The organism is Frankia sp. ACN1ag, assembly GCF_001414035.1.
GTDB lineage: Bacteria > Actinomycetota > Actinomycetes > Frankiales > Frankiaceae > Frankia > Frankia torreyi.
Genome location: NZ_LJPA01000029.1, coordinates 63,565 through 83,406, shown reverse-complemented (window position 1 = coordinate 83,406; position 19,842 = coordinate 63,565). Strand labels below are relative to the sequence as shown.

General features: G+C 71.9%; 10 protein-coding genes and 3 pseudogenes. 5 read left to right on the top strand and 8 right to left on the bottom strand.

Translation table 11 applies throughout. The features are described 5' to 3' along the window. The first annotated feature begins 262 nt into the window (after positions 1-262). The gene (locus UK82_RS23045; RefSeq protein WP_055409234.1) at positions 263-1,291 is read left to right on the top strand and encodes a GTP-binding protein; all 1,029 of its coding nucleotides are present in this window, start codon (positions 263-265) and stop codon (positions 1,289-1,291) included. Positions 1,292-1,361: 70 nt separating this feature from the next. Here UK82_RS23045 and UK82_RS23040 read toward each other — a convergent pair whose 3' ends face one another. From UK82_RS23040 to UK82_RS41665, 3 genes are all read right to left on the bottom strand, one after another. Continuing rightward, complete coding sequence (locus UK82_RS23040; RefSeq protein WP_055409231.1) at positions 1,362-2,786, bottom strand: pyruvate kinase; 1,425 nt, start codon at positions 2,784-2,786, stop codon at positions 1,362-1,364. 443 nt (positions 2,787-3,229) lie between these two features. Continuing rightward, positions 3,230-4,499: CYTH and CHAD domain-containing protein (locus UK82_RS23035; protein ID WP_236706331.1), on the bottom strand; the 1,270-nt coding region annotated here is incomplete at both ends. A gap of 10 nt (positions 4,500-4,509) precedes the next feature. Continuing rightward, a partial coding sequence (locus tag UK82_RS41665; protein WP_255354340.1) for a hypothetical protein occupies positions 4,510-4,597 on the bottom strand: 88 nt, incomplete at its 3' end. Positions 4,598-5,045: 448 nt separating this feature from the next. On the opposite strand from UK82_RS41665, the gene UK82_RS39700 reads away from it, so the two are divergent. The 4 genes and pseudogenes from UK82_RS39700 to UK82_RS39695 form a co-directional block, all read left to right on the top strand. Further along, positions 5,046-5,891: a TetR/AcrR family transcriptional regulator gene (locus UK82_RS39700; RefSeq protein WP_063897546.1), complete on the top strand. Its 846-nt coding sequence runs from the start codon at positions 5,046-5,048 to the stop codon at positions 5,889-5,891. Then, positions 5,888-6,835, top strand: a complete 948-nt coding sequence (locus UK82_RS23025) for an ABC transporter ATP-binding protein (RefSeq protein WP_236706330.1) — start codon at positions 5,888-5,890, stop codon at positions 6,833-6,835. Before UK82_RS39700 ends, UK82_RS23025 begins: the two co-directional genes overlap by 4 nt. Next, positions 6,832-7,421: pseudogene (locus UK82_RS43160) on the top strand (hypothetical protein); the annotation flags it as partial. The gene UK82_RS23025 and the pseudogene UK82_RS43160, both read left to right, overlap by 4 nt. 1 nt (position 7,422) lies before the next feature. Next, positions 7,423-8,487 (top strand): hypothetical protein (locus tag UK82_RS39695; protein ID WP_236706329.1); only part of this gene is annotated, 1,065 nt, incomplete at its 5' end. Here the strand turns inward: UK82_RS39695 and UK82_RS23015 are convergent. The 5 genes and pseudogenes from UK82_RS23015 to UK82_RS43145 form a co-directional block, all read right to left on the bottom strand. Continuing rightward, positions 8,440-9,234 carry a thioesterase II family protein gene (locus UK82_RS23015; protein ID WP_044885282.1) on the bottom strand — a complete coding sequence of 265 codons (795 nt, stop codon included), beginning with the start codon at positions 9,232-9,234 and terminating at the stop codon, positions 8,440-8,442. The genes UK82_RS39695 and UK82_RS23015 overlap by 48 nt on opposite strands. Next, positions 9,188-10,118 (bottom strand): annotated as a pseudogene (locus UK82_RS43155) (cyclic peptide export ABC transporter); the annotation flags it as partial. The pseudogene UK82_RS43155 and the gene UK82_RS23015, both read right to left, overlap by 47 nt. A 1-nt stretch (position 10,119) precedes the next feature. Continuing rightward, positions 10,120-10,903 (bottom strand): ABC transporter transmembrane domain-containing protein (locus UK82_RS43150; RefSeq protein WP_396230619.1); only part of this gene is annotated, 784 nt, incomplete at its 3' end. Positions 10,904-10,906: 3 nt separating this feature from the next. After that, the gene (locus UK82_RS23005) at positions 10,907-18,823 is read right to left on the bottom strand and encodes an amino acid adenylation domain-containing protein (protein WP_055409225.1); all 7,917 of its coding nucleotides are present in this window, start codon (positions 18,821-18,823) and stop codon (positions 10,907-10,909) included. Continuing rightward, positions 18,820-19,842 (bottom strand): annotated as a pseudogene (locus UK82_RS43145) (phosphopantetheine-binding protein); the annotation flags it as partial. The pseudogene UK82_RS43145 and the gene UK82_RS23005, both read right to left, overlap by 4 nt.

The following is a 19,842-nucleotide window of genomic DNA, read 5'->3' as shown; positions in this document are numbered from 1 at the left end:
TGCCGCCCGCGCGCCGATCCTAGCAAGCAATCCGACGACAACCTTCGGGCTCGGCGATGCTTTTCCACTCTGGTGGCGGGGCCTTATGGCTCCCCGCGAGGTTCCCATTTGTGAAGCACCCGGGGCGGGGCGGCTCGTGGCCGCCGGGTCGACGGCCGGCCCGGGTGGATAGTCTTCGTGGCCCGAGCCCGGGATCCGCGCACCAGGCGATGCGGATCGCGCCACCGGCGCGGTGCGGCCCGGGAGGGGGAGGCGGGCAGGGATGGGTGTGCGGGTACCCGTGATCGCGCTTACCGGCTACCTGGGCGCGGGAAAGACGACGGTGCTCAACCACCTGCTCCAGGCGCCTGGGGCGCGCCTCGGGGTGGTGGTCAACGACTTCGGCGCGATCAACGTCGATGCCGCACTGGTCACCGGCCAGGTGGACGAGCCGGCCTCGATCGCGGGTGGCTGCCTGTGTTGCCTGCCGGACACGGACGGCCTGGACCAGGCGCTGGCGAAACTGACCCATCCGCGGTTGCGGCTGGACGCGGTGATCGTGGAGGCCAGCGGCGTGGCCGACCCGCCGCATCTCGCCAGGCTCATCCGGTTCAGCGGCGTGGACCGCGTACGCCCCGGCGGTCTCGTCGACGTGGTCGACGCCGCCGCCTACTTCGACACCGTCGACACGGGCGGCCTACCGCCGGCCCGGTTCGCGTCGGCCTCACTCGTCCTGATCAACAAGACCGACCGGGTTCCGCCGGCGCACCGCGCCGAGACGATGGCGCGGATCGCCGGCCGGATTCGCGCGAGCAACCCCCACGCCCACGTCGTCGAGACCACCCATGGCCGCATCGACCCGGTCCTCGTGTTCGACGCCGCCAGCCCGCACGACCCGGTCGACGAACTCCCGCTCGCGGCCCTGGCCCGGCACGACCACGACGGCGACCACGACGGCGAGCCGCACCCGCGCGTCAACGCGGTGACCGTTCCCGCTACCGGCCCGGTCGATCCCGGCCGGCTGGTCGACCTGCTTGAGGACCTGCCCGCGGACATGTACCGGCTCAAGGGCACCGTGACCGTGGACACCGGGCGGAGCCTGCGCGGCCACGTCGTGAATGTCGTCGGACGCCAGATCCACGTCGCGGCCAGGCCCGGGACCGGAAATCCCAGCGGTCTGGTCGCGATAGGCATGCATCTCGACCGGTCCACCGTCCGCACCCGGCTCGAGGCGGCCCTGGAGCCCTGCACCGGCCGCCCCGCCGCGGACGGGGTGCGCCGTCTTGCCCGCTACCGCCGCCTGAGCTCCTGAGGACCCGCCCGCACTCGGTGCCATCCGGACCTGGCCGACCCGAGAACCGGCGGCCGGCCAGCGGCGGCCGTCAGAGCGGGACCTTCGGCTCCGCCTGCCAGGAGCGCAGCCGGCGCATCAGGGAGGACTTCTTGTGCTGGTGGGCGCCCATCCGACCGAGCAGGTCGGCAAGCAGGGCGACGGCGTCGGCGACGTAGGGCCCCTTGTTGAGCATCACGCACTCCGCCCGTTCGGACATCGCCGCGTCGGTGATCTCGGCACGGGTGGGCTGGCCGGTGCGGGCGAGCTGGTCGAGAACCTGGGTGGCCCAGATCACCGGGACGTGCGCGGCCTCGCACAGCCAGAGGATCTCCTCCTGCAACTCGGCGAGCCGGCGATAGCCGCATTCGATGGCCAGGTCCCCGCGGGCGATCATCACGCCTACCCGCCGGTCGCGCAGCGCGGTGAGCAGGATCTGGGGCAGGTGCTCGAAGCCCTGCAGGGTCTCGATCTTGATGATGATGCCGAGGTCGTCGCGGCCGAGCGCGGCCAGCCGGGACTGCAGGTCCTCCACGTCGTGTGGTCGACGGACGAAGGACAGCGACACGATGTCGGCGTTCGCCGCGACGAAGCCGAGATCGGCCACGTCCTTGTCGGTGAGCGCGGGGATGGGCAGCGTGCTGTCGGGCAGGTTGATGCCCTTCCCGGCACGCAGTCGTCGTCCCTTCGGAGCGACGTCGGTCACCCGCAGGCGCAGGGCGTCCGATTCGGTCGCGATGACGACGGCGCCGATCTTCCCGTCGTCGAACCACACGCGGTGGCCCACGTGCACGTTCTGCAGCGGGAGGGTGCAGCCCACCCGACGCACCCTGCGACCCGACGCCGACCTCGCCGGCCCCGTCGGCTGCGCTGGCCCCGTCGGCTCCGGATCGCGGGCGAGGAGCAGTTCGTCACCCGCGTGCAGGCGGTGCGGCTCGTCGCCGTCGGCGACCGTGGTACGAGGCTTCGGGCCGGCGAGGTCCATCGCGACCAGGCAGGATCGACCGGTCTCGGCCGCGGCCCGGCGGACATTGTCGATCATCTGATTCCAGGCGGGCGGGCCGTCGTGCGCGGTGTTGATCCGCGCACAGTCCATACCGCGTTCGACGAGCTCGCGGACCAGCCCGTAGTCGTCCGCGGCGGCCGCCGGCAGCGTCACCATGATGCGCGCCGTGCGGCCGACCGGTGGCGGACCGAACAGGGCGTCGGTGTTCGCCGTCAGTAGCTGGCGTCCCTGCGCGAAGGTGAGCCAGTCACCGGTTGGCGGGCTGGTCGCCTCGCCGTCCAGCGCGCGCAGGGCGCGCAGCACCGCCTCGATCGTGGCCCGGACGTGACCCTCCGCGCGGCCGAGAGAGGACAGTCCGGCCTCGGAAAGCCGGACCTGCAGCTCGCGGACGTCGTGCTCCCGCAGAGCCACATAGTGCAGCAGGTTCTCCGCGCTACGCACATGCCCCGGGTACACCCGCGACAGATCCACCGCGTGATCTTCCGAATAACGGATCAGATCGTCCCGCAAGGTCGTGAGGGCGACGGTCAGATCGGCCGAACATTCGGATTCGCCCGCACGTTTGCTATCGACATCACAGGTCATCGCAACGCCCCCTCGGGGTGGCCTGACTCCACGAGCAGATTTTGCTTGTGGCCCGATCCTGCACACCCCGGACGGGATGTGCAGGGAGTCGGACGGCGGGCAAGGGCGAGACGTTCGGCACGGTGCCGTCGCCCGCCGTCGCCCGCCGTCGCCCAGCCGTCCGGTCAGCGCAGCCAGCGGCGCACCGGGGAGCGGCGCAGCTGGCTCCACAGGGCGGCGAAGTCCCGCTCGGCGGCACGGAGCCGACTGATCTGGATACCCAGCAGGACGCCGTAGGTCAGTGGATCGCCGTCGCGTTCGTGGGAGACCTGCGCGGCCCATCGACGCANCAGGCCGGTGGCGACGATCGCGTCCTGATGGTCACCGAGAAGGTTCTGCGCCTGTTCGGCGAAGGCCGCGACGGCGAGGGCGTCGGTGCCGTAGAGCGGGACGAGGGCCTCGGCGGCGTAGCGCACCTGCTTGGCCTGCTTGCGGGCCTGGTGGTAGAGAAGGTCGCGGGCCGGGCCGGGCGGGGTGGCCTCGATGGCGGTGACCCGGCGGGCGAGCTTGTGGCCCGCCCGGTGGGCGAGTGGGAGCAGGACGTCACGGGCGGGCCGGGCCGCGGCGCCTTCGTAGGGTGTGGTGACGAATGCGCGCAGATCGGTGACCAGCCGTAGGTAGGACTCTGCCCGCAGGGCCGCCAGCGTCTCCTCGCGGGAGCGGGCGAGGTCGGCGGTCAGCTGCCCGGCGATGTGTTCGGCGACCGGGCCGACCACCAGGTCGGCGGGCAGCGCGGCGAGCTCGGCGGTGAGGTGCTCGAGCATGACCTCGCGATCACGGCTGCCGGACAGGGCCGAGGCCAGGTCACGCAACCGGCCGGCGAGGTCCTCGGCGACGTCGGGGTCGAACAACGGCGCGAAGGTGCGCAGCGTGCTGCGCAGCCGCCGGCAGGCGACCCGCATCCGGTGGACGGAGTCGGGCTCGTCGAGGCGCACCCGTGGATCGGCCTCGACCAGCGCGTCCACCTGGCTGACCAGGTAGGCGCGGATCACCGCGCCCGCCGGGGACCTGCCCCGCAGCCGCGTGCGGCCGCGGTCGGTGGACGTCGGGCGTGGGCTCGTGCCCAGCACCCGGGCCAGTTTCGACGCGTCCCCCGCCGGGGCGGCACCCGCCTCGATCAGCGTCCGGCCGGCCAGGTCCAGGATCTTGGGGTCGGTGTCGCCGATCAGCTCGGTCTCGATCTCCCGCCACGCCTGTAGTTCGGTGGTCGAACCGAAGGTCGCCGAGTGGACCTGATCGTCGGCGATCTCGACGAGGTCCCGGCCGCCGGCATCACGCAACCGCCACACCGTGCGCTCGGTTGTGATCTTCGCGATGGGCCGCAGGTCGCTCGGGCGCACGTGGATCAGGACCAGGTCGGCCAGGTCGCCGGGAGGGACCGCGGAGTCGTTGAGCGGTCGTTGGACCTCGAGTCGTTCGTCGGAGCGCACCGGCAACTTCAGGTGCCAGCCCGCGTCGTGACCGCCGGTGCGGCGGCGCAAGGTGATCTGGTTACGCGCCAGCCGCAGGTCGTCGGAGTCGTAGTAGACAGCGTCCAACGTCACGGTCCGGGGAGCGGTCNCCTCCGCCNCCCCGGCCAGCCGGTCCCAGGCCGGCGCGCTGAAGGCCGGTCCGACCTCGTACTTGTACTCGACCTCGTGAACTGTCTTGGCGCCCATCCTGCCCTCCGGCGAACACCCGATGTGTCATGTCCAGCTGACGTCGAGCGGGGTCAGCGCTCCGAGACCCGGCTGGGCACCCCGGCACCATCCATGTTCGGCCGATGGACAGGCCCCGGACAGCGGCGAATGTCCCCCTTCACCTGGACGTTCGGCTCTGGCCTGACACAGCGGCCCTGGCCGCGGGAAGGCCTCGCCGCGGGAAGGCCTCGCCGCGCGCATGACGCGCCATCCGGCGAAACGCATCGTGGTTGCCGATCACCAGTCGTCAATGCTAGGTTGCTGTGCACCGGACATGGAACTTCAAGTTCCAAGTTCAGAGTTCAGATTTCAGAGTTCAGAGGTTGCGATGTCTCCGGACGGGACGAGGAGCGGGGCCCAGCCCCGGGAGCTGAGCGGCCTGAGCCGCAGAAGTCGCCGCCGGTCGGGGCAGGAGACCGAACGGCGGATGCTGCGTGCGGCCGTGGACATGGTGAACCGCACCGGGCTGACGGTGAGCCTGGACCACATCAGCATGGAAGACGTCATCCGGGACGCGGGTGTCTCGCGCAGCGCCGTCTACCGTCGCTGGCCGTACAAGGACCTGTTCGTCATCGAGGTGGTGCGCGAGCTGGCCCGGCACGCCACCCCCACGATCGAGCACGACGAGGTGGCCCTGCTGCGACGGGTGCTCGCCGAGCGGCCGAACTGGTTCGAAACACCCGAGCTCCGGCGGGATCTCGTCGTCACGCTGTTCCGCGAGCTGGCTCTTCTCGACTTCCAGATCGTCTACGAGTCCGCGGACTGGCGAACGTATGTCGCGCTGCATGCGACGTTTCTGAGCCTGACCGACAGTGAGCTGCGTGACGAGGTCGGAGCGGCGCTCGCCCAGTCCGAGCGGGACCACACCACCCGGGTCGCGCGGTCCTGGGAGCAGCTTGCGGCGCTGTTCGGCTACCGGCTGCGGCCCGGCCTCGCGGCCACCTTCGAGACGCTCGCAAGCCTGCTCGGCGCCAGCATGCGGGGGCTGTTCCTGATGGCGCTGTCCAACCCGGACATCGCCGCGCAGCGGATGACGGCGCGCCCGTTCGGCGCGTCGGAGCCGGGCGAATGGTCGCTTCCGGCCTTCGGCGTCGCCAGTATCGCCTCCGCCTTCCTGGAGCCCGACCCGGCGGTCGACTGGGGCGAGTCACGGATCATCGACGTCCGTCACGCGCTGGAGCGTTGGACGGTTCCCGACTTACCCGCCGACGACCCGGGAGACGAGGACATGCCAGGCGACCCCAAGGTGACGCGAGAGGAGCGCACATCTTGACGGCACCCGCTATCCGCGCCGTCGGACTCGGCAAGCGTTACGGCGAGTTCCACGCGCTGCGAGATCTCGACCTGGAGGTCGCCCGCGGCGAGGTCCTCGGCTACCTGGGCCCCAACGGGGCCGGGAAGACGACGACGATCCGGCTGCTGCTGGGGTTCGCGCGGCCGACCTCCGGGCGGGCCGAGATCTTCGGGTACGACTGCCAGCGCCGGACCGTGGAGGCCCACCGGCACCTGGCGTACGTTCCCGGCGAGGCCAACCTGTGGCCGTCGCTCACCGGAGCCGAGGCGCTGCACCTGCTGGGACGGGTGCAGGGCAGGGTCGACGCCGCCTACCGCGACGAGCTGATCGAGCGCTTCGCCCTCGACCCGTCGAAGAAGGTGCGGGCCTACTCCAAGGGCAACAAGCAGAAGGTGCTCCTGATCGCCGCCCTGATGAGCCGTCCGGACCTGCTCCTGCTCGACGAACCCACCAGCGGGCTGGATCCGCTCATGGAGCAGGAGTTCCGGCGCAGCGTGCGGGAGGCGCGCGACGCCGGGCAGACGGTGTTCCTGTCGTCGCACATCCTCAGCGAGGTCGAGGCACTGTGCGACCGGGTGAGCATCCTGCGCGAGGGACGCCTCATCGAGATGGGAACACTGGGCGAGATGCGCCACCTGTCCAGCCTGACGGTCGAAGCCACGTTCGACGGTGTGCCCCCCGACCTGACCCGCGTGCCCGGCGTGACCCGGGTGGTGGTGGACGGTCATCGCGCCCGGCTGGACCTGAGGGGGCCGATCCAACCCCTCGTCGACGCCCTCACCGGCTCGGGCGTGCGGGAGCTGCTCAGCCGCGAGCCCTCACTGGAGGAGCTGTTCCTCGCCCATTACGGGCCGGACGGCGCCGCGCCGGACCAGTCCCCGGCGGCCGGGAAGGTCCCGGCCCCCGCGAAGGCCCGGACATGACCGAGCTGACCCTCCCCCGACCCGGCGTTCTGCGACCCGCCGGCGGCGGTCCCCGGCTGGTGGTGGCCGGTCAGGTGTCCCGCCGCGCCGCCCGGTCGGGCGCGCTGTGGGGCCTCGTCTTCGCCCTGTTCATCGTCGTGCAGACCGTCACCTACACCTCGGAGTACGACACCCAGGCAGCACGCGATCAGATGGCCCGCGTCTACGGGACGAACGCCGGCATGAACGCGATTTTCGGCCAGGCGGACGCCATCAACACCATCGACGGATGGGTCACCTGGCGCTTCGTCGGCATCGTGGGCCTGCTCGGGTCGGCGTGGGGTGTGCTGACCGCCACCCGTCTCCTGCGCGGTGACGAGGAGTCCGGGCGCTACGAGCTGCTGTTGGCCGGTCAGACGACGCGCCGCCGTGCCGGCGGTCAGGCGATCGCCGGGCTCGGCGTGGGCCTGGCGGCCATGTTCGTGCTGACCGCGCTGGGGACGATCGCCGTCGGTCGGCGCTCCACCGTCGACTTCGGCCTCGGCCAGTGCCTGTACCTCTCGGTCACACTCGTGGCCGGCGCGGCGATGTTCCTCGCCGTCGGAGCNCTCGCCTGCCAGCTCATGGCCACCCGGCGTTCCGCCGCGGCGATGGCGGGCGGGGTGCTGGGCGTCGCGTACGCCCTGCGGATGGTGGCCGACTCGAACCCGAGCGTGCACTGGCTGGTGTGGCTGAGTCCGCTCGGCTGGCTCGAGCAGGTCCGCCCGCTGACCGAGCCGAATCCGACGGCGCTGCTCCCCGCGCTTGTCCTGCTGGTCGGGGCCGCCGCCCTGGCCCTGCACCTGGTCGGCGTCCGTGACGTCGGGACGGCGGCCCTGCCCGACCGGCACTCCGCACGGCCCCGCCTGGCCCTGCTCGGCGGCCCGACTAGGTTCGCCGCGCGCCTGCAACGGCCGGTGGCGCTCGGCTGGCTGCCCGTGATCACCGCGTTCTCCGTGCTCCTCGGCGCGGTCGCCGAGTCCTCGACGGAGGATGCCACCGGTTCGAAGGACGTCGAGCAGGCGATCGGACGGCTCGGCGGACACGGGTCGTCCGCCGCGCTCTACCTTGGCCTCACCTTCCTCGTCGTCGCGCTCCTGGTCGCGCTGGTCGCCGCCGGGCAGAGCACGGCCATCCGGGCCGAGGAGGCCGAGGGGCATCTGGACAATCTTCTGGTCCGTCCCGTGCGCCGGGCATCGTGGCTCGCCGGACGGCTGGGACTGTCCTGCCTTCTGCTCGTCGCCGCCGGCCTGCTCGCGGGGGTCGGAGCCTGGGTGGGGACGGCCGGTCAGGACGACACGGTGCGTCCAGGTGCGCTGGTCACGGCCGGGCTGAACGTCGTCCCGCCCGGGCTGCTCCTGCTGGGTCTGGGCACCCTGGCGTTCGGTGCCTGGCCACGGCGCACCTCGATGGTCGTCTACGCCTACCTGACCTGGTCGGTCCTCGTCGAGTTCGCGGGAGGCACCGTCCACCTCAGTCACTGGCTGTTGGACACGTCCGTCTTCTTCCACATGGCCCCGGCTCCCGCCGGCGGCCCCGACTGGTCGAGCGCGGCGATCATCACCGGCCTCGGGGTGGTGGGCGCGCTACTCGGCGGTCTGCTGTTCTCCCGTCGTGACCTGAAGGACGAGTGAGGCGCGCGGTAACAGCCCCAGGTCCTGGGCGACCGAAGCCACCAGTCGGGTCGCGGCAGAATGCAGGAAGAAGTGGTCGCCGGGGAACATTTCCAGGCGCGATCCCCGACGTGACAGCCCGTGCCATTCATCGAGTTCCGACGGTGGTACCAGCCGGTCCTCGGTCCCACCGAAGATGGTGATGGGGACGTCGAGCGGCGGCCGCTCACGATACCGATAGGTCTCGACGAGCGAGAAGTCCGCCCGCAGCGTCGGCAGCATCAGCTCCATCAGTTCCCGGTTCTCCAGGAGCACCTGCGGCGTTCCGTTGAGCCGGCGCAGTTCACGGATCATCGCCGCGTCCGAGGCCGCATGGATCGGCGGCCGGCCGGACTGCCGCCCGGGCGCGGACTTCGCCGCGACGAACAGGTGCGCCGGTTGCGCCCCTCCCCGCTCGCGCAGCTCCATGGCCAGCTCGAACGCGATGAGTGCCCCCATACTGTGACCGAAGATCGCGAAGGGGCGGTCGAAAGCGGGCGTGAGCCGATCCGCGAGGGCCCTGACCAGGGGTGCGAGCCGCAGGAAGGGCGGCTCCTGCAGGCGCCGTCCCCGGCCGGGCAGTTCCGGCGCGCAGATGTCGAGCGCCTCGGGGGCGATGTCCGACCAGCCACGGTAGACCGCGGCCCCACCCCCCGCGTAGGGCAGGCAGAAAAGCCGGAACTCAGCGTGCGGGTTCGGCGCCCGTCCGGCTGACAGCCAGCTGTTCATCGGGGTTCTCCTCCTGTCTGATCTGACCCTGGTCCAGCCGGATGACCCGGTCGGCGACGTGGAAATAGCGGTCGTCATGGCTGATCACGATCACCATCCTGCCGCCGGCCTTCAGCTCCGCCAGGAGTTCGGTGTAGAAGAACTCCTTGAACATCGGGTCCTGGTCCGCCGCCCATTCGTCGAACAGGCAGCACGGACGGTCCTCGAGGTAGGCCGCGAGCAGGGCCAGCCGTTTCCGCTGCCCCTGGGACAGCGCCGTCGTGGAGAACCGGTCGCCCACGATGGCCACCTTGTGATCGAGCGCAAGGCGCTTCAGATGGTGGCGCGCCTTCTCGGCACGGCCGCCGTCCGGCAGGCCGAGCAGGCTGTCGAACAGGAAGAAGTCCGCGAACACGGCGGAGAAGTGCTGCCGGTAGGCGTCCCGGTTCGCCGCCGTGACCTCGGTGCCGTCCACCCGGATCGCGCCGCGTTCCGGGGGATACAGCCCCGTGAGGACCTTGCCGAGCGTCGACTTCCCGCTGCCGTTCGCGCCGACCACAAAAACGATCTCTCCGCGCCGGAATTCCAGATCAAGCGGGCCGAGCACGAACTCCTCCCCCGCCGGTCCCGGATAGCGGTGGGACACACCGCACAACTGCAGCCGTGACCAGTCCGGCGACGCCCCGGCACCGGACCGGTTCGCCGACTCCTCCCGAACGCCGTCATCCCGGTCGCCCTCCTCCCGATCGCCGTCCTCCCGATCGCCGTCCCGCAGCAAGCCGATCCGCTCCTCGATCGTGCCCAGCGCCACGGACGCGCGGCCGAGCATGGGCAGCCAGGTGAGGCCCCCCTGCAGGCTCGAGACCAGGAACAGCACGACGAGCACGCTGTCGGTCAGCGTCTTCNCCGAGATCGCCGTGTACGCGGGCAGGACGAACAGCAGCACCCCGATGAGCCCGAAGAACACGGCCTGCCCGCTGGCCGCCGCGCCCTCGAAGACCGACAGGCCCACGACACTGTGCCGGCGGTAGGAGTCCGCCGTCGCGTTCAGTTCGGTCCCGGCCAGCACCTCGCGCCGCCTGCGGTTGAGCTTCAGCTCCTTGATCCCCTCGGTGACGCCGCGAAAGTGCTCGAACAGAAGGTCCTGCTGTTCCCGGGCGGCGGCGAGGGCGCGCAGGCCGGAGGAGGAGAACAGCCGATAGACGACGACCCCGACCACGACCGCCACGAGTGTGGCGAGAGCGGCCGTCGGCGAGACGATCACCAGGTACACCAGGCACACGATGGTGAAGGCGACGCTGGAGCACACGATGGGCAGCCCGGGCAGCGCGTCGGCGATCACGACCACGTCGTCCGACAACGCCGAGTACAGCGGCGCGGTGCCGATCTTCTCGACGGTGCGCAGCCGGGCGCCCAGAATGTCGTCGACGAGCCTGCGGCGCAGGCCGGACAGGACGCCCTGGGACAACCGGAACAGCAGGTGCTGCGAGACGAACCGGGTCACGACGGTGACCAGGCAGAGCGCGGTGAACGCCAGGATCAGCGCCGCCGAGGCGTCCGCCGGATGTCCGAGCGCCTGGTTGACGACCGCGATGAACGCGGCGCCGGTCGCGCCGCTGACCACGCTCGCGGCGACGGCCAGCAGGAAGGCGCGTCGCGACGATCGCAGCAGATAGCTGAAGAGGATCATCGGTCAGACCGTCTCACCGGCCGGGGCGCCCGGGCGGTCCCGGTGAGCGGTGAGCACGGTCGCCCGGAGCAGGTCGCGCAGCTCCCCGACCTCGCGTTCCGGGTCATCCACCACCAGCCCGAGCAGCGGCGCCCATCGGTCCATGAGCACCGCCATCGCCACGGGATCGATGTGCTCGGACGAGTACAGCCACATGCCGCGCAGTTCGTCGCCGTCCTCGCGCATGATCAGCGTCAGGTCGACCGCGGAGGGCTCCATGGTGATGATGACCTCGGAGAAGACGTAGTCGTCGCCGATGTTCAGCTCCAGCGGCGAGGCCGCCAGACCGTGCAGGTCCAGGGCCGGCACCTCGGCGTTGAGCAGGTTGAACGCGATCGCGAACGGGCTGCGGGCGGCGTCGGTGACCTCGTCGAGAGACCAGACCGGGACGTCCTGATGCCCATAGCCGCCGAGCGTCTCGTCGCGGACCTGGCGGACCAGGTCCCGGAACGTGGGGGCGCCGGACAGGTCCGTCCGCACCAGCAGATGGTTGACAAAGAAACCCATCATCTGCTCGGTCTCCGGCCGGTCGCGCCCGGCCACCGGGAAGGCCACGACGATGTCGTCGCTGTCGGCATAGGCGGCCAGCAGCAGGTGGAAGGCCGCCATCAGCACCATGAACAGGCTCGCCTCCTCGGCCTGGGCGAGCTCGGCCAGGCCCCTGGCCGCCGCGGCGTCGAGCACGAAGCCCCGGGTGTGGCCGGAGGTCGCGGCGATCCGCTGGTGGTCCGGCACGGTCAGGTCCAGCGGGGCCGGAAGGCCGGCCAGGCGCCGCCGCCAGTAGCCGATGTGGTCGTCGAGCGCGCCGTCGGCCAGCCGCCGCCGCTGCCAGGCGGCGTAGTCCAGGTACTGCACCTCGATCTCGGGCAGCCGGGACGGCCGGCCGAGCGTGTGCGCCTCGTACAGCTCGCACAGCTCGCGGACCAGCACGCCGTAGGCCCAGTTGTCGGTGACCAGATGGTGGATCACGAAGATCAGCACGCTCTCGTCCGCGGTCAGCCGCACCAGAGCGCCGCGTAGCAGCGGCTCGTCCCCGATCCTGAAGGCGCGGCGCTCCTCGGTCCCGATCAGCCGGCGCAGTTCCTCGAAGCGGGCGGTCTCGTCGTGGTCCCGCAGATCGACGACGGTCAGCGGCCACCCGCCGGTGGGCCTGGCCGTCTGGTACCAGCCGGCCGGGCCGTCGACGACCCGGATCCGCAGCGCCTCGTGCCGCAGCACGATGTCGTCCAGGCTGCGACGCAGCGCCCTGTCGTCGAGTTCGCCCCTGAGCGTCACGGCGGTCAGGACGTTGTGGTACGGATCGTCCGCGGCCACCGGGTGGTTCGCGCACAGCCATTCCTGGGCGAAGGAGAGCGGGACGGCACCGCCGCGGTCGGCGAGCGGCGCGATGGCCTCCATGGCGGGCGCGTGGACCTCCCGCGCCTCGGTCCGCGCGGCCAGCCGGGCGACGGTCGGGTTGTCGAACAGGTCTCGGATCGGCAGGTGGATCCCGTGCACCGAGCGAAGCTGGGACACCAGCCGGGTCGCCAGCAGGGAGTTGCCGCCGAGTTCGAAGAAGTCGTCGTGGACGCCGACCCGGGCAAGGCCGAGGATCTCGGCGAACGCCGCGCACAGCAGTTCCTCGGCGGGGGTGGCCGGGTCGCGCGACTCGGTCGTGGCCGTGCCGTAGTCGGGGGCGGGCAGCGCGGACCGGTCCAGTTTCTCGTTGGGGGTCAGCGGCAGCTCGCCGAGGAGCACGACGGCGGCCGGGACCATGTACTGCGGCAGCCGTTCGGCGAGGAAGTCCCGCAGCTCGGCCGGGTCGACGCCGCCCCGCACCGACTCCGCGGGCACCACGTACCCCACCAGCCGCCTGTCCCCGGGACGGTCCTCGCGGACGACCACGGCGGCCTGTCCCACCGCCGGGTGGGCGGCGAGAACCGCCTCGATCTCGCCCGGCTCGATCCGGAAACCCCGGATCTTCACCTGGTCGTCGGTGCGGCCGACGAACTCCAGTACTCCTTCGGAGGTCCAACGGACCAGATCGCCGGTGCGGTACAACCGGGCGCCCGCCTCGCCGTAGGGATCGGCCAGAAAGCGCTCCCTGGTCAGCTCCGGACGCTCCAGATACCCCTGCGCGACGCCTGCTCCCCCGATGAACAGCTCGCCGGGGACGCCGGGAGGAACCGGCTTCAGCCCGCCGTCAAGCACATACACCCGAGTGTTGTCCATGGGCCGGCCGATCGGCACGGTCGAGTGCACCGGTCCGCGGGTGGGGTGGCAGGTGGCGAAGGTCGTGGTCTCGGTCGGGCCGTAGACGTGCACGAACCTCGTATCCGGGCATGTCCGCAGGGCCCGCTCGAACGCGGCGGGCGAGACGGCCTCGCCGCCGGTCCACACCTGGCGCAGCCCGGCGAGGGCGCGGGGGCGCTGCTCGACGACGAGGTTGAACAGCGCGGTGGTCAGGAACGCCGCGGTGACGCCGTGCTCGCGGACCGTCTGCTCCAGCGTCTCCGGGTCGAGCGCACCGGGTGGCGCCACAACCACCCGGCCGCCGGACAGCAGCGGAACCCACAGTTCGTAGGTCGAGGCGTCGAACGCCGACGGCGAGTGCATCAGCACCCGCGTGTGGTCGCCCTGCCGCCATCTCCGGTCCTGGGCGAGCGCGACCACGTTACGATGTGTGACCACCACGCCCTTCGGGGTGCCGGTCGACCCGGACGTGTACATCACATAGACCGGCTGGTCCGGGTCCGGGTCCGGGTCCGGGTCCGAGGCCGGATCCGGATCCGGATGTGGATGTGGATGTGGATGTGGATCCGTGGCGGGCGGTCCGGCCGCGGCGACGGCGCCCTCGTCGACGGACTCGTCCGCGAGACCGTCCACCGTGATGACGTGGACGTCCTCGTCCACCGGAGGTCTGCGGGCCGAACCGTCCACCAGCAGCACCGAGGCCCGCGTCTCCGCCATGATCATCTGTATCCGGGACGGCGGGTACCTGTCGTCCAGCGGCACGTACACGCCGCCGGCCTTGACGACGGCCAGGACGGACACGACCAGGTCGACCGAGCGTCCCTGCAGGATCGCCACCCGGCTTCCGGCGCGCACCCCGAGTTCCGCCAGCCGCCCGGCCAGCCGGCCGGCCACCGCATCGAGTCGCGCGTAGGTCAGCGTGGTGTCGGCGCCGCGGACCGCGACGCCCCGCGGATCGCGTGCCACCTGGGCCTCGAACAGCTCCCGCAGGGTGGCCCGCGGCAACGGCTGGGCGGTGTCGTTCCACCCGGTCAGCAGCCGGTGCCGCTCGTCCCGGCCGAGCAGGTCGATCCCGGTGATCGGCAGGTCGGGGTCGGCGGTCACCGCCCGCAGAAGCCGGCGCAGCCGGTCCAGCAGGGACTCGACGGTGGTGGGGTCGAAGACATCGGTGTTGAACTCGACCGTGCCGTCGATCCCGCCGTCCCGCGGCCGCTCGGCCAGCGTGAACGCCAGGTCCATCCGGGCGGTGCCGGTGGCCGCGGGCATCGGCTGCACCCGCAGCCCCGGCAGGTCGAGCGCGGCGTCCGGGGTGTTCTGCCAGGCGATCATGACCTGGACGAGCGGGTGGTGCGCCAGGGAGCGGGTGGGGTTGACCGCGTCGACGAGGTACTCGAAGGGGACGTCCTGGTTGGCGTAGGCGTCCAGGCCGGTCTCCCGCACCCGGGCGAGCAGGTCGCGGAAGGTCGGGGCGTCGGCGAGGTCCACCCGCAGGACCAGGGTGTTGACGAAGAAGCCGACGAGGTCCTCGGCGGCGGAGTCGGTGCGCCCGGCGATGGCGGCGCCGATCGGGATGTCCTCGCCGGCGCCCATCCGGCCGAGCAGCGCGGCCAGCGCCGCGTTGACGACCATGAACGTGCTGGACCCACCGGACCGGGCGAGGCTCGTCAGGCCGGCGTGCAGATCGGTGTCCCATTCGAAGGCGAGGGTCCGTCCGCGCAGGGAGGCCTGCGGCGGATGCGGGCGGTCGGTGGGCAGGGCGATCCGCTCCGGCAGCCCCTCCAGCGCCTTGCGCCAGTAGCCGAGCTGGTCGGCCCACCGGCTGCCGGGGCCGTCCTGGTCACCGAGCAGGGCGTGCTGCCACAGCGTGTAGTCGGCGTACTGCACCGACAGCGGCGGCTGGGCCACGGCCCGGCCCTCCCGACGGGCGGCGTAGGCGACGGCCAGGTCACGGCCCAGCGGCGCCAGCGACCACGCGTCGGCCGCGATGTGGTGGACGACCAGCACCAGCACGTGCTCGTCGGGACCGAGCGCGAACAGCCGGGCGTGGATGGGCGCCTCGACGGCCAGGTCGAAGGCGTACCGGGCCGCGGCGCCGACCGCCGCCGCCAGGTCGGCCGCCCCGACGGCGGTCACCTCCAGGCGCGGGCGGCTCTGCTCGGGGCGCAGGATGCGCTGGTACGGCACCCCGTCGGTGTCCGGGAAGACGGTACGCAGCGTCTCGTGCCGGGCGACCACGTCCGCCAGCGCGGCACGCATCGCGTCGACGTCCAGCGGGCCGGTCAGTCGCAGCGCGATCGGAATGTTGTAGGTGGCCGAGGGCCCTTCCAGGTGGTGCAGGAACCACAGGCGGCGCTGGGCGAACGACAGCGGCAGGGGGTCCGGCCGGACCGCCGGACGCAGCGCCGGTCGAGCCGTCCCGGCGCGTCGCAGACACGGGGCCAGACGGGCCACGGTCGGATGCTGGAACAGGGTCCGCACCTGTAGTTCGGCCGCGAAGGCGGTGCGGATCTGGGCGATCAGGCGGGTGGCCAGCAGCGAGTGCCCGCCCAGCTCGAAGAAGTCGTTGTCGATCCCGACCTCGGGCAGGCCGAGCACCCCCGCGAACAGCGTGCACAGCCTCGCCTCGGCCTCGTCGCGGGGCGCGACGTAGTGCGCGCCCAGATCGGTGAGGCCGCCGTCGGGCACGGGCAGCGCCCCGCGGTCGATCTTGTTGTTCGGCGTCAGCGGCAGCGCATCGAGGAACACGAAGACGGACGGGATCATGTAGTCGGGCAGCGTCGCGCCCAGCGCGGCACGCAGCCCGGCAATGACGGCGGGCCGGTCCAGGGCGTCCGCCGTCGGCACGAGGTAGGCCACGAGACGCTGGTCCCCGGAAACATCCTGGCGGATCACCACCGCCGCCTGGCCGACCGCGGGCTGCCTGGCCAGCACGGACTCGATCTCGCCGAGCTCGATCCGGAAGCCCCGCAGCTTCACCTGGTGGTCCAGCCGGCCCAGGAACTCCAGCGAGCCGTCGGACAGCCGGCGGACCAGATCGCCGGTGCGGTACAGCCGGTCGCCCAGACCGGTCTCGAAGGGGTGCGCGACGAACTTCTCCGCGGTCAGCTCGGGCCGCCCCAGGTAGCCCCTGGCCAGACCCGCGCCGCCGATGCACAGCTCGCCGGGCACGCCGAGCGGGGCCGGCCGGTCCAGGTCGTCGAGCACGTGCAGCTCGGTGTTGGCGATCGGTTCGCCGAGCCTGACCGGTCCGGCGTCGATCCGCGCGACGGACGACCAGATGGTGGTCTCGGTCGGCCCGTACATGTTCCACAGGGTCACGCCCGTGGCCAGCAGCCGCTCGGCGAGCTCGGCGGGCAGCGCCTCCCCGCCCGTCAGGACCCGCATCCCGCCTCGGCCCGGCCAGCCGGCATCGAGCAGCATCCGCCACGTGGACGGTGTCGCCTGCATCATGGTGGCGCCGGAGGTCGCCAGCACCGCCGCCAGCCGTTCGCCGTCGGCGGCGACCTCACGGCTGGCCAGGACCACCCGGGCGCCCTCGACGAGCGGAAGCAGAATCTCCAGCATCGAGATGTCGAACGACAGGGTGGTGACGGCGAGCAGCACGTCGTCGGGCTCGATGCCCGGCCGCTCCTTCATTGCCCTCAGGAAGTTCGCGAGCGCCCCGTGCGGGATCTGCACACCCTTGGGACGCCCGGTCGAGCCCGACGTGTAGATGACGTAGGCGAGGTCCGCCGCGGCGACGGGCGCGTGCAGGGGGCCGTCCGACTCCGCGTCGAGCCCGGCCTCGTCCAGGCACAACACCTGCGCCTCGGCCGTCCCCAGTTCGTTCGCCTCGGCCAGCACGCGCCGCCGGGTCACCAGCACCGGCAGCCGGGAGTCCGCCACCATGAACGTCAGCCGGTCCGGCGGGAAGGTCAGGTCCAACGGCACATACGCGCCCCCGGCCTTCAGCACCGCGAGCATCGCCACGACCATTTCGGTCGAGCGCTCCAGGCAGATGCCGACCAGCGTGTCCCGACCGACGCCGAGCCGTTCGAGCCGGTGCGCGAGCCGGTTGGCGCGCCGGTCGAGCTCGCCGTAGGTCAGGACGCCGTCGTCGGCGCGCACCGCCTCGGCGTCCGGCGTCAGCGCGGCCTGGCGGGCGAACCGCTCGTGCGTAAGCAGCGGTTGCGGCCAGTCCCGGCGGGTGTCGTTCCATTCCAGCCGGAGCCGTCGCTCCTGCTCGGCGGTCAGCATCGCAACCCGCGCCACCGGCTCGTCGGGGTCGGCGACGAGCCGGGTCACCAGCAGTTCCAGCTGCTCCGACAGGCGCTGGACGGTGGCCGCGTCGAACAGGTCGCTGTTGTACTCGAGCCAGCCGCGAAGCCCATCCGGCCGGTCGAAGACCTCAAGCGTCAGGTCGAAGCGGGAGGTGACGGTCTCGATCTCGACCGGTTCCACCCGCAGCCCGATCCCGTCGAACTCGGGAAGAGGGATGTTCTGGAAGATGAACGAGACCTGGAAGACCGGGGAGCGCGACAGGTCCCGGCGCGGGTGCAGCTCCTCCACCAGCCGCTCGAACGGCAGCTCCTGGTGCGCGAAGCCGTCGAGGCAGGTCCGCCGGACCCGGGCCACCAGTTCCCGGAAGGTCGGCTCGCCCGACAGGTCGGTCCGCAGGGCGAGCATGTTGACGAACAACCCGATCAGCCGCTCGACCTCCGGCCGGACCCGGCCCGCCACCGGCACCCCGACGACGATGTCGTCCGTGCGGCTGTAGCGGTGCAGCAGCACCCCGAAGGCGGCGAGCAGGGTCATGAACGGGGTCGCACCGGCGCCGCGACTCAGCTCGCGTACGGCGTCCATGGTGTGCGCGGAGAGCCGGAACGGACGCGAGGCCCCGTGGACGCCCTGCACGGCCGGACGGGGACGGTCGGTCGGCAGCTCCAGCGCGGCCGGAGCGCCCTGCAGCGCCTGCGTCCAGTAGGCCAGGTCATCGGCGAGCGCACCGCCGTCGAGCCGCTCACGCTGCCACACCGCGTAGTCGGCGTACTGGACGGGCAGGTCGTCGGGCAGCGCGTTCGCGGCCTCGCCGCCGGCCTGGAAGGCCCCGTACAGCGCGACGAGCTCGGCGAAGGCGACGGAGGTCGACCACAGGTCGCCGACGATGTGATGCATGGTGAGCAGCAGGACATGCTCGTCGGAACGCAGCCGCAGGAACTTCACCCGTAGCAGCGGGCCGGTGCGCAGGTCGAAAGGGCGCGCGAACTCCTCGCGGGCGAGCCTGGTGATCTCGACGTCGCCCTGCGGCCCCGCCAGGTGCCCGCACTCGACGACGTCGAACTCGGGCTCGCCGGTCTCGGCGATCACCTGGACCGGTTCCCCGTCGACCTCCTCGAAGGTGGTGCGCAGCGACTCGTGCCGCCGCACGATCTCGGCGCAGGCCCGCCGCCACAGGTCCAGATCGATCGCACCGTGCAGCCGCAGCGCGCCGGGAATGTTGTAGGCCGCGTTGCCGGGTGTCAGCTGATCCAGGAACCACAGGCGCTGCTGGGCGAACGAGGCGGGGAACCGGCGCAGCGGCCGTTGCCGGCGCTTTCGGTCCTTGAGGCGCTCCGCCAGCAGCGCGCGCTTCTCGGCCGGTGACAGGCCGCCCAGGTCGATGGTGCTCATGCGGTGTCGCCCTGCCGTTTCGTCTCCGCGGCGAGAAGCGCGTGCAGTCGCGCTTCCACCTCCTCGTCGGACAGTCCGTCGATGTCGTCCAGACCGTCCAGACCGTCCAGACCGTCCGGGGCGCCCAGGTCGGTCGTCTCGCCGTCTTCGGGCAGATCGCGGCTGCGCGCGCGGATCCCCTCCTGCGCGGCGTCCTTCGCCGGCCCCGCCGCCGCGAGCGCGGCGACCGTGCCGGCGACCGTGGGCGTGTCGAAGAAGGTCCGCAGGTTCAGCTCGGTGCCGAACCGGCTCTGGATCTTCGCGCCGATCTGGACGGCGGCCAGGGAGTGGCCGCCGAGGGCGAAGAAGTCGTCGTGGACGCCGACCCGGTCGATGCCGAGCACCTCCTGCCAGATGCCGGCGACCGCCTCCTCCGGGCCCGTCACCGCAGCCACGTACGGCGTGTCCAGGTCGGGCCGCGGATGCGTCCCGCCGATCGGGACGAGCCGCTCCACCTCGCGGGCCAGCAGCGCGGGCGTGATCGACCGGGCCAGCCGTCGCAGGGACGCGGGGTCGGTGTGGGCGACCACCAACTGCGCGGGCAGGGACGGTGCGGTCAGGATCCGGGCGAACGCGGCCACGGCGTCGGCCTCGCTCATGCCCTCGCCCAGCGCGTGCAGCGCGCCGGGGACGGCGTCCTCGCCCGCCGCGCCGCCGTCCTGCTCGGCCTCGTCCTGCTCGGCCTCGGCCTGCTCCACGGCGCGCTGGATCTGCCCGAGCAGGCCGTCGATGTCGTTGATCCGCTTGATGGTGAACTCGGTGATCCGGACGAGCGACCGGCCCTGCGGGTCGAGAATGTCGAAGTCGCAGGTCAGGGTCTCACCCGAGGCGTCCGCCGCGTCCCTGCGCTCCACCAGGCAGTGGACGGTGCCGGTGAGGCCCGCCGAGACCCGCAGGCTGCGGTAGGTGAAGGGCAGGTAGAAGACGTCCCGCGCGTGGATGCGGGCGGAGGCGCCCGCGACGTCCAGCAGCGCCGGATG

What these genes read in the sequence shown, in the direction of transcription:
- UK82_RS23015 (WP_044885282.1), bottom strand. Translation starts at nt 9,234, where the DNA reads ATGAACAGCTGGCTGTCAGCCGGACGGGCGCCGAACCCGCACGCTGAG.
- UK82_RS23005 (WP_055409225.1), bottom strand. Translation starts at nt 18,823, where the DNA reads ATGAGCACCATCGACCTGGGCGGCCTGTCACCGGCCGAGAAGCGCGCG.
- UK82_RS39700 (WP_063897546.1), top strand. Translation starts at nt 5,046, where the DNA reads ATGCTGCGTGCGGCCGTGGACATGGTGAACCGCACCGGGCTGACGGTG.
- UK82_RS23045 (WP_055409234.1), top strand. Translation starts at nt 263, where the DNA reads ATGGGTGTGCGGGTACCCGTGATCGCGCTTACCGGCTACCTGGGCGCG.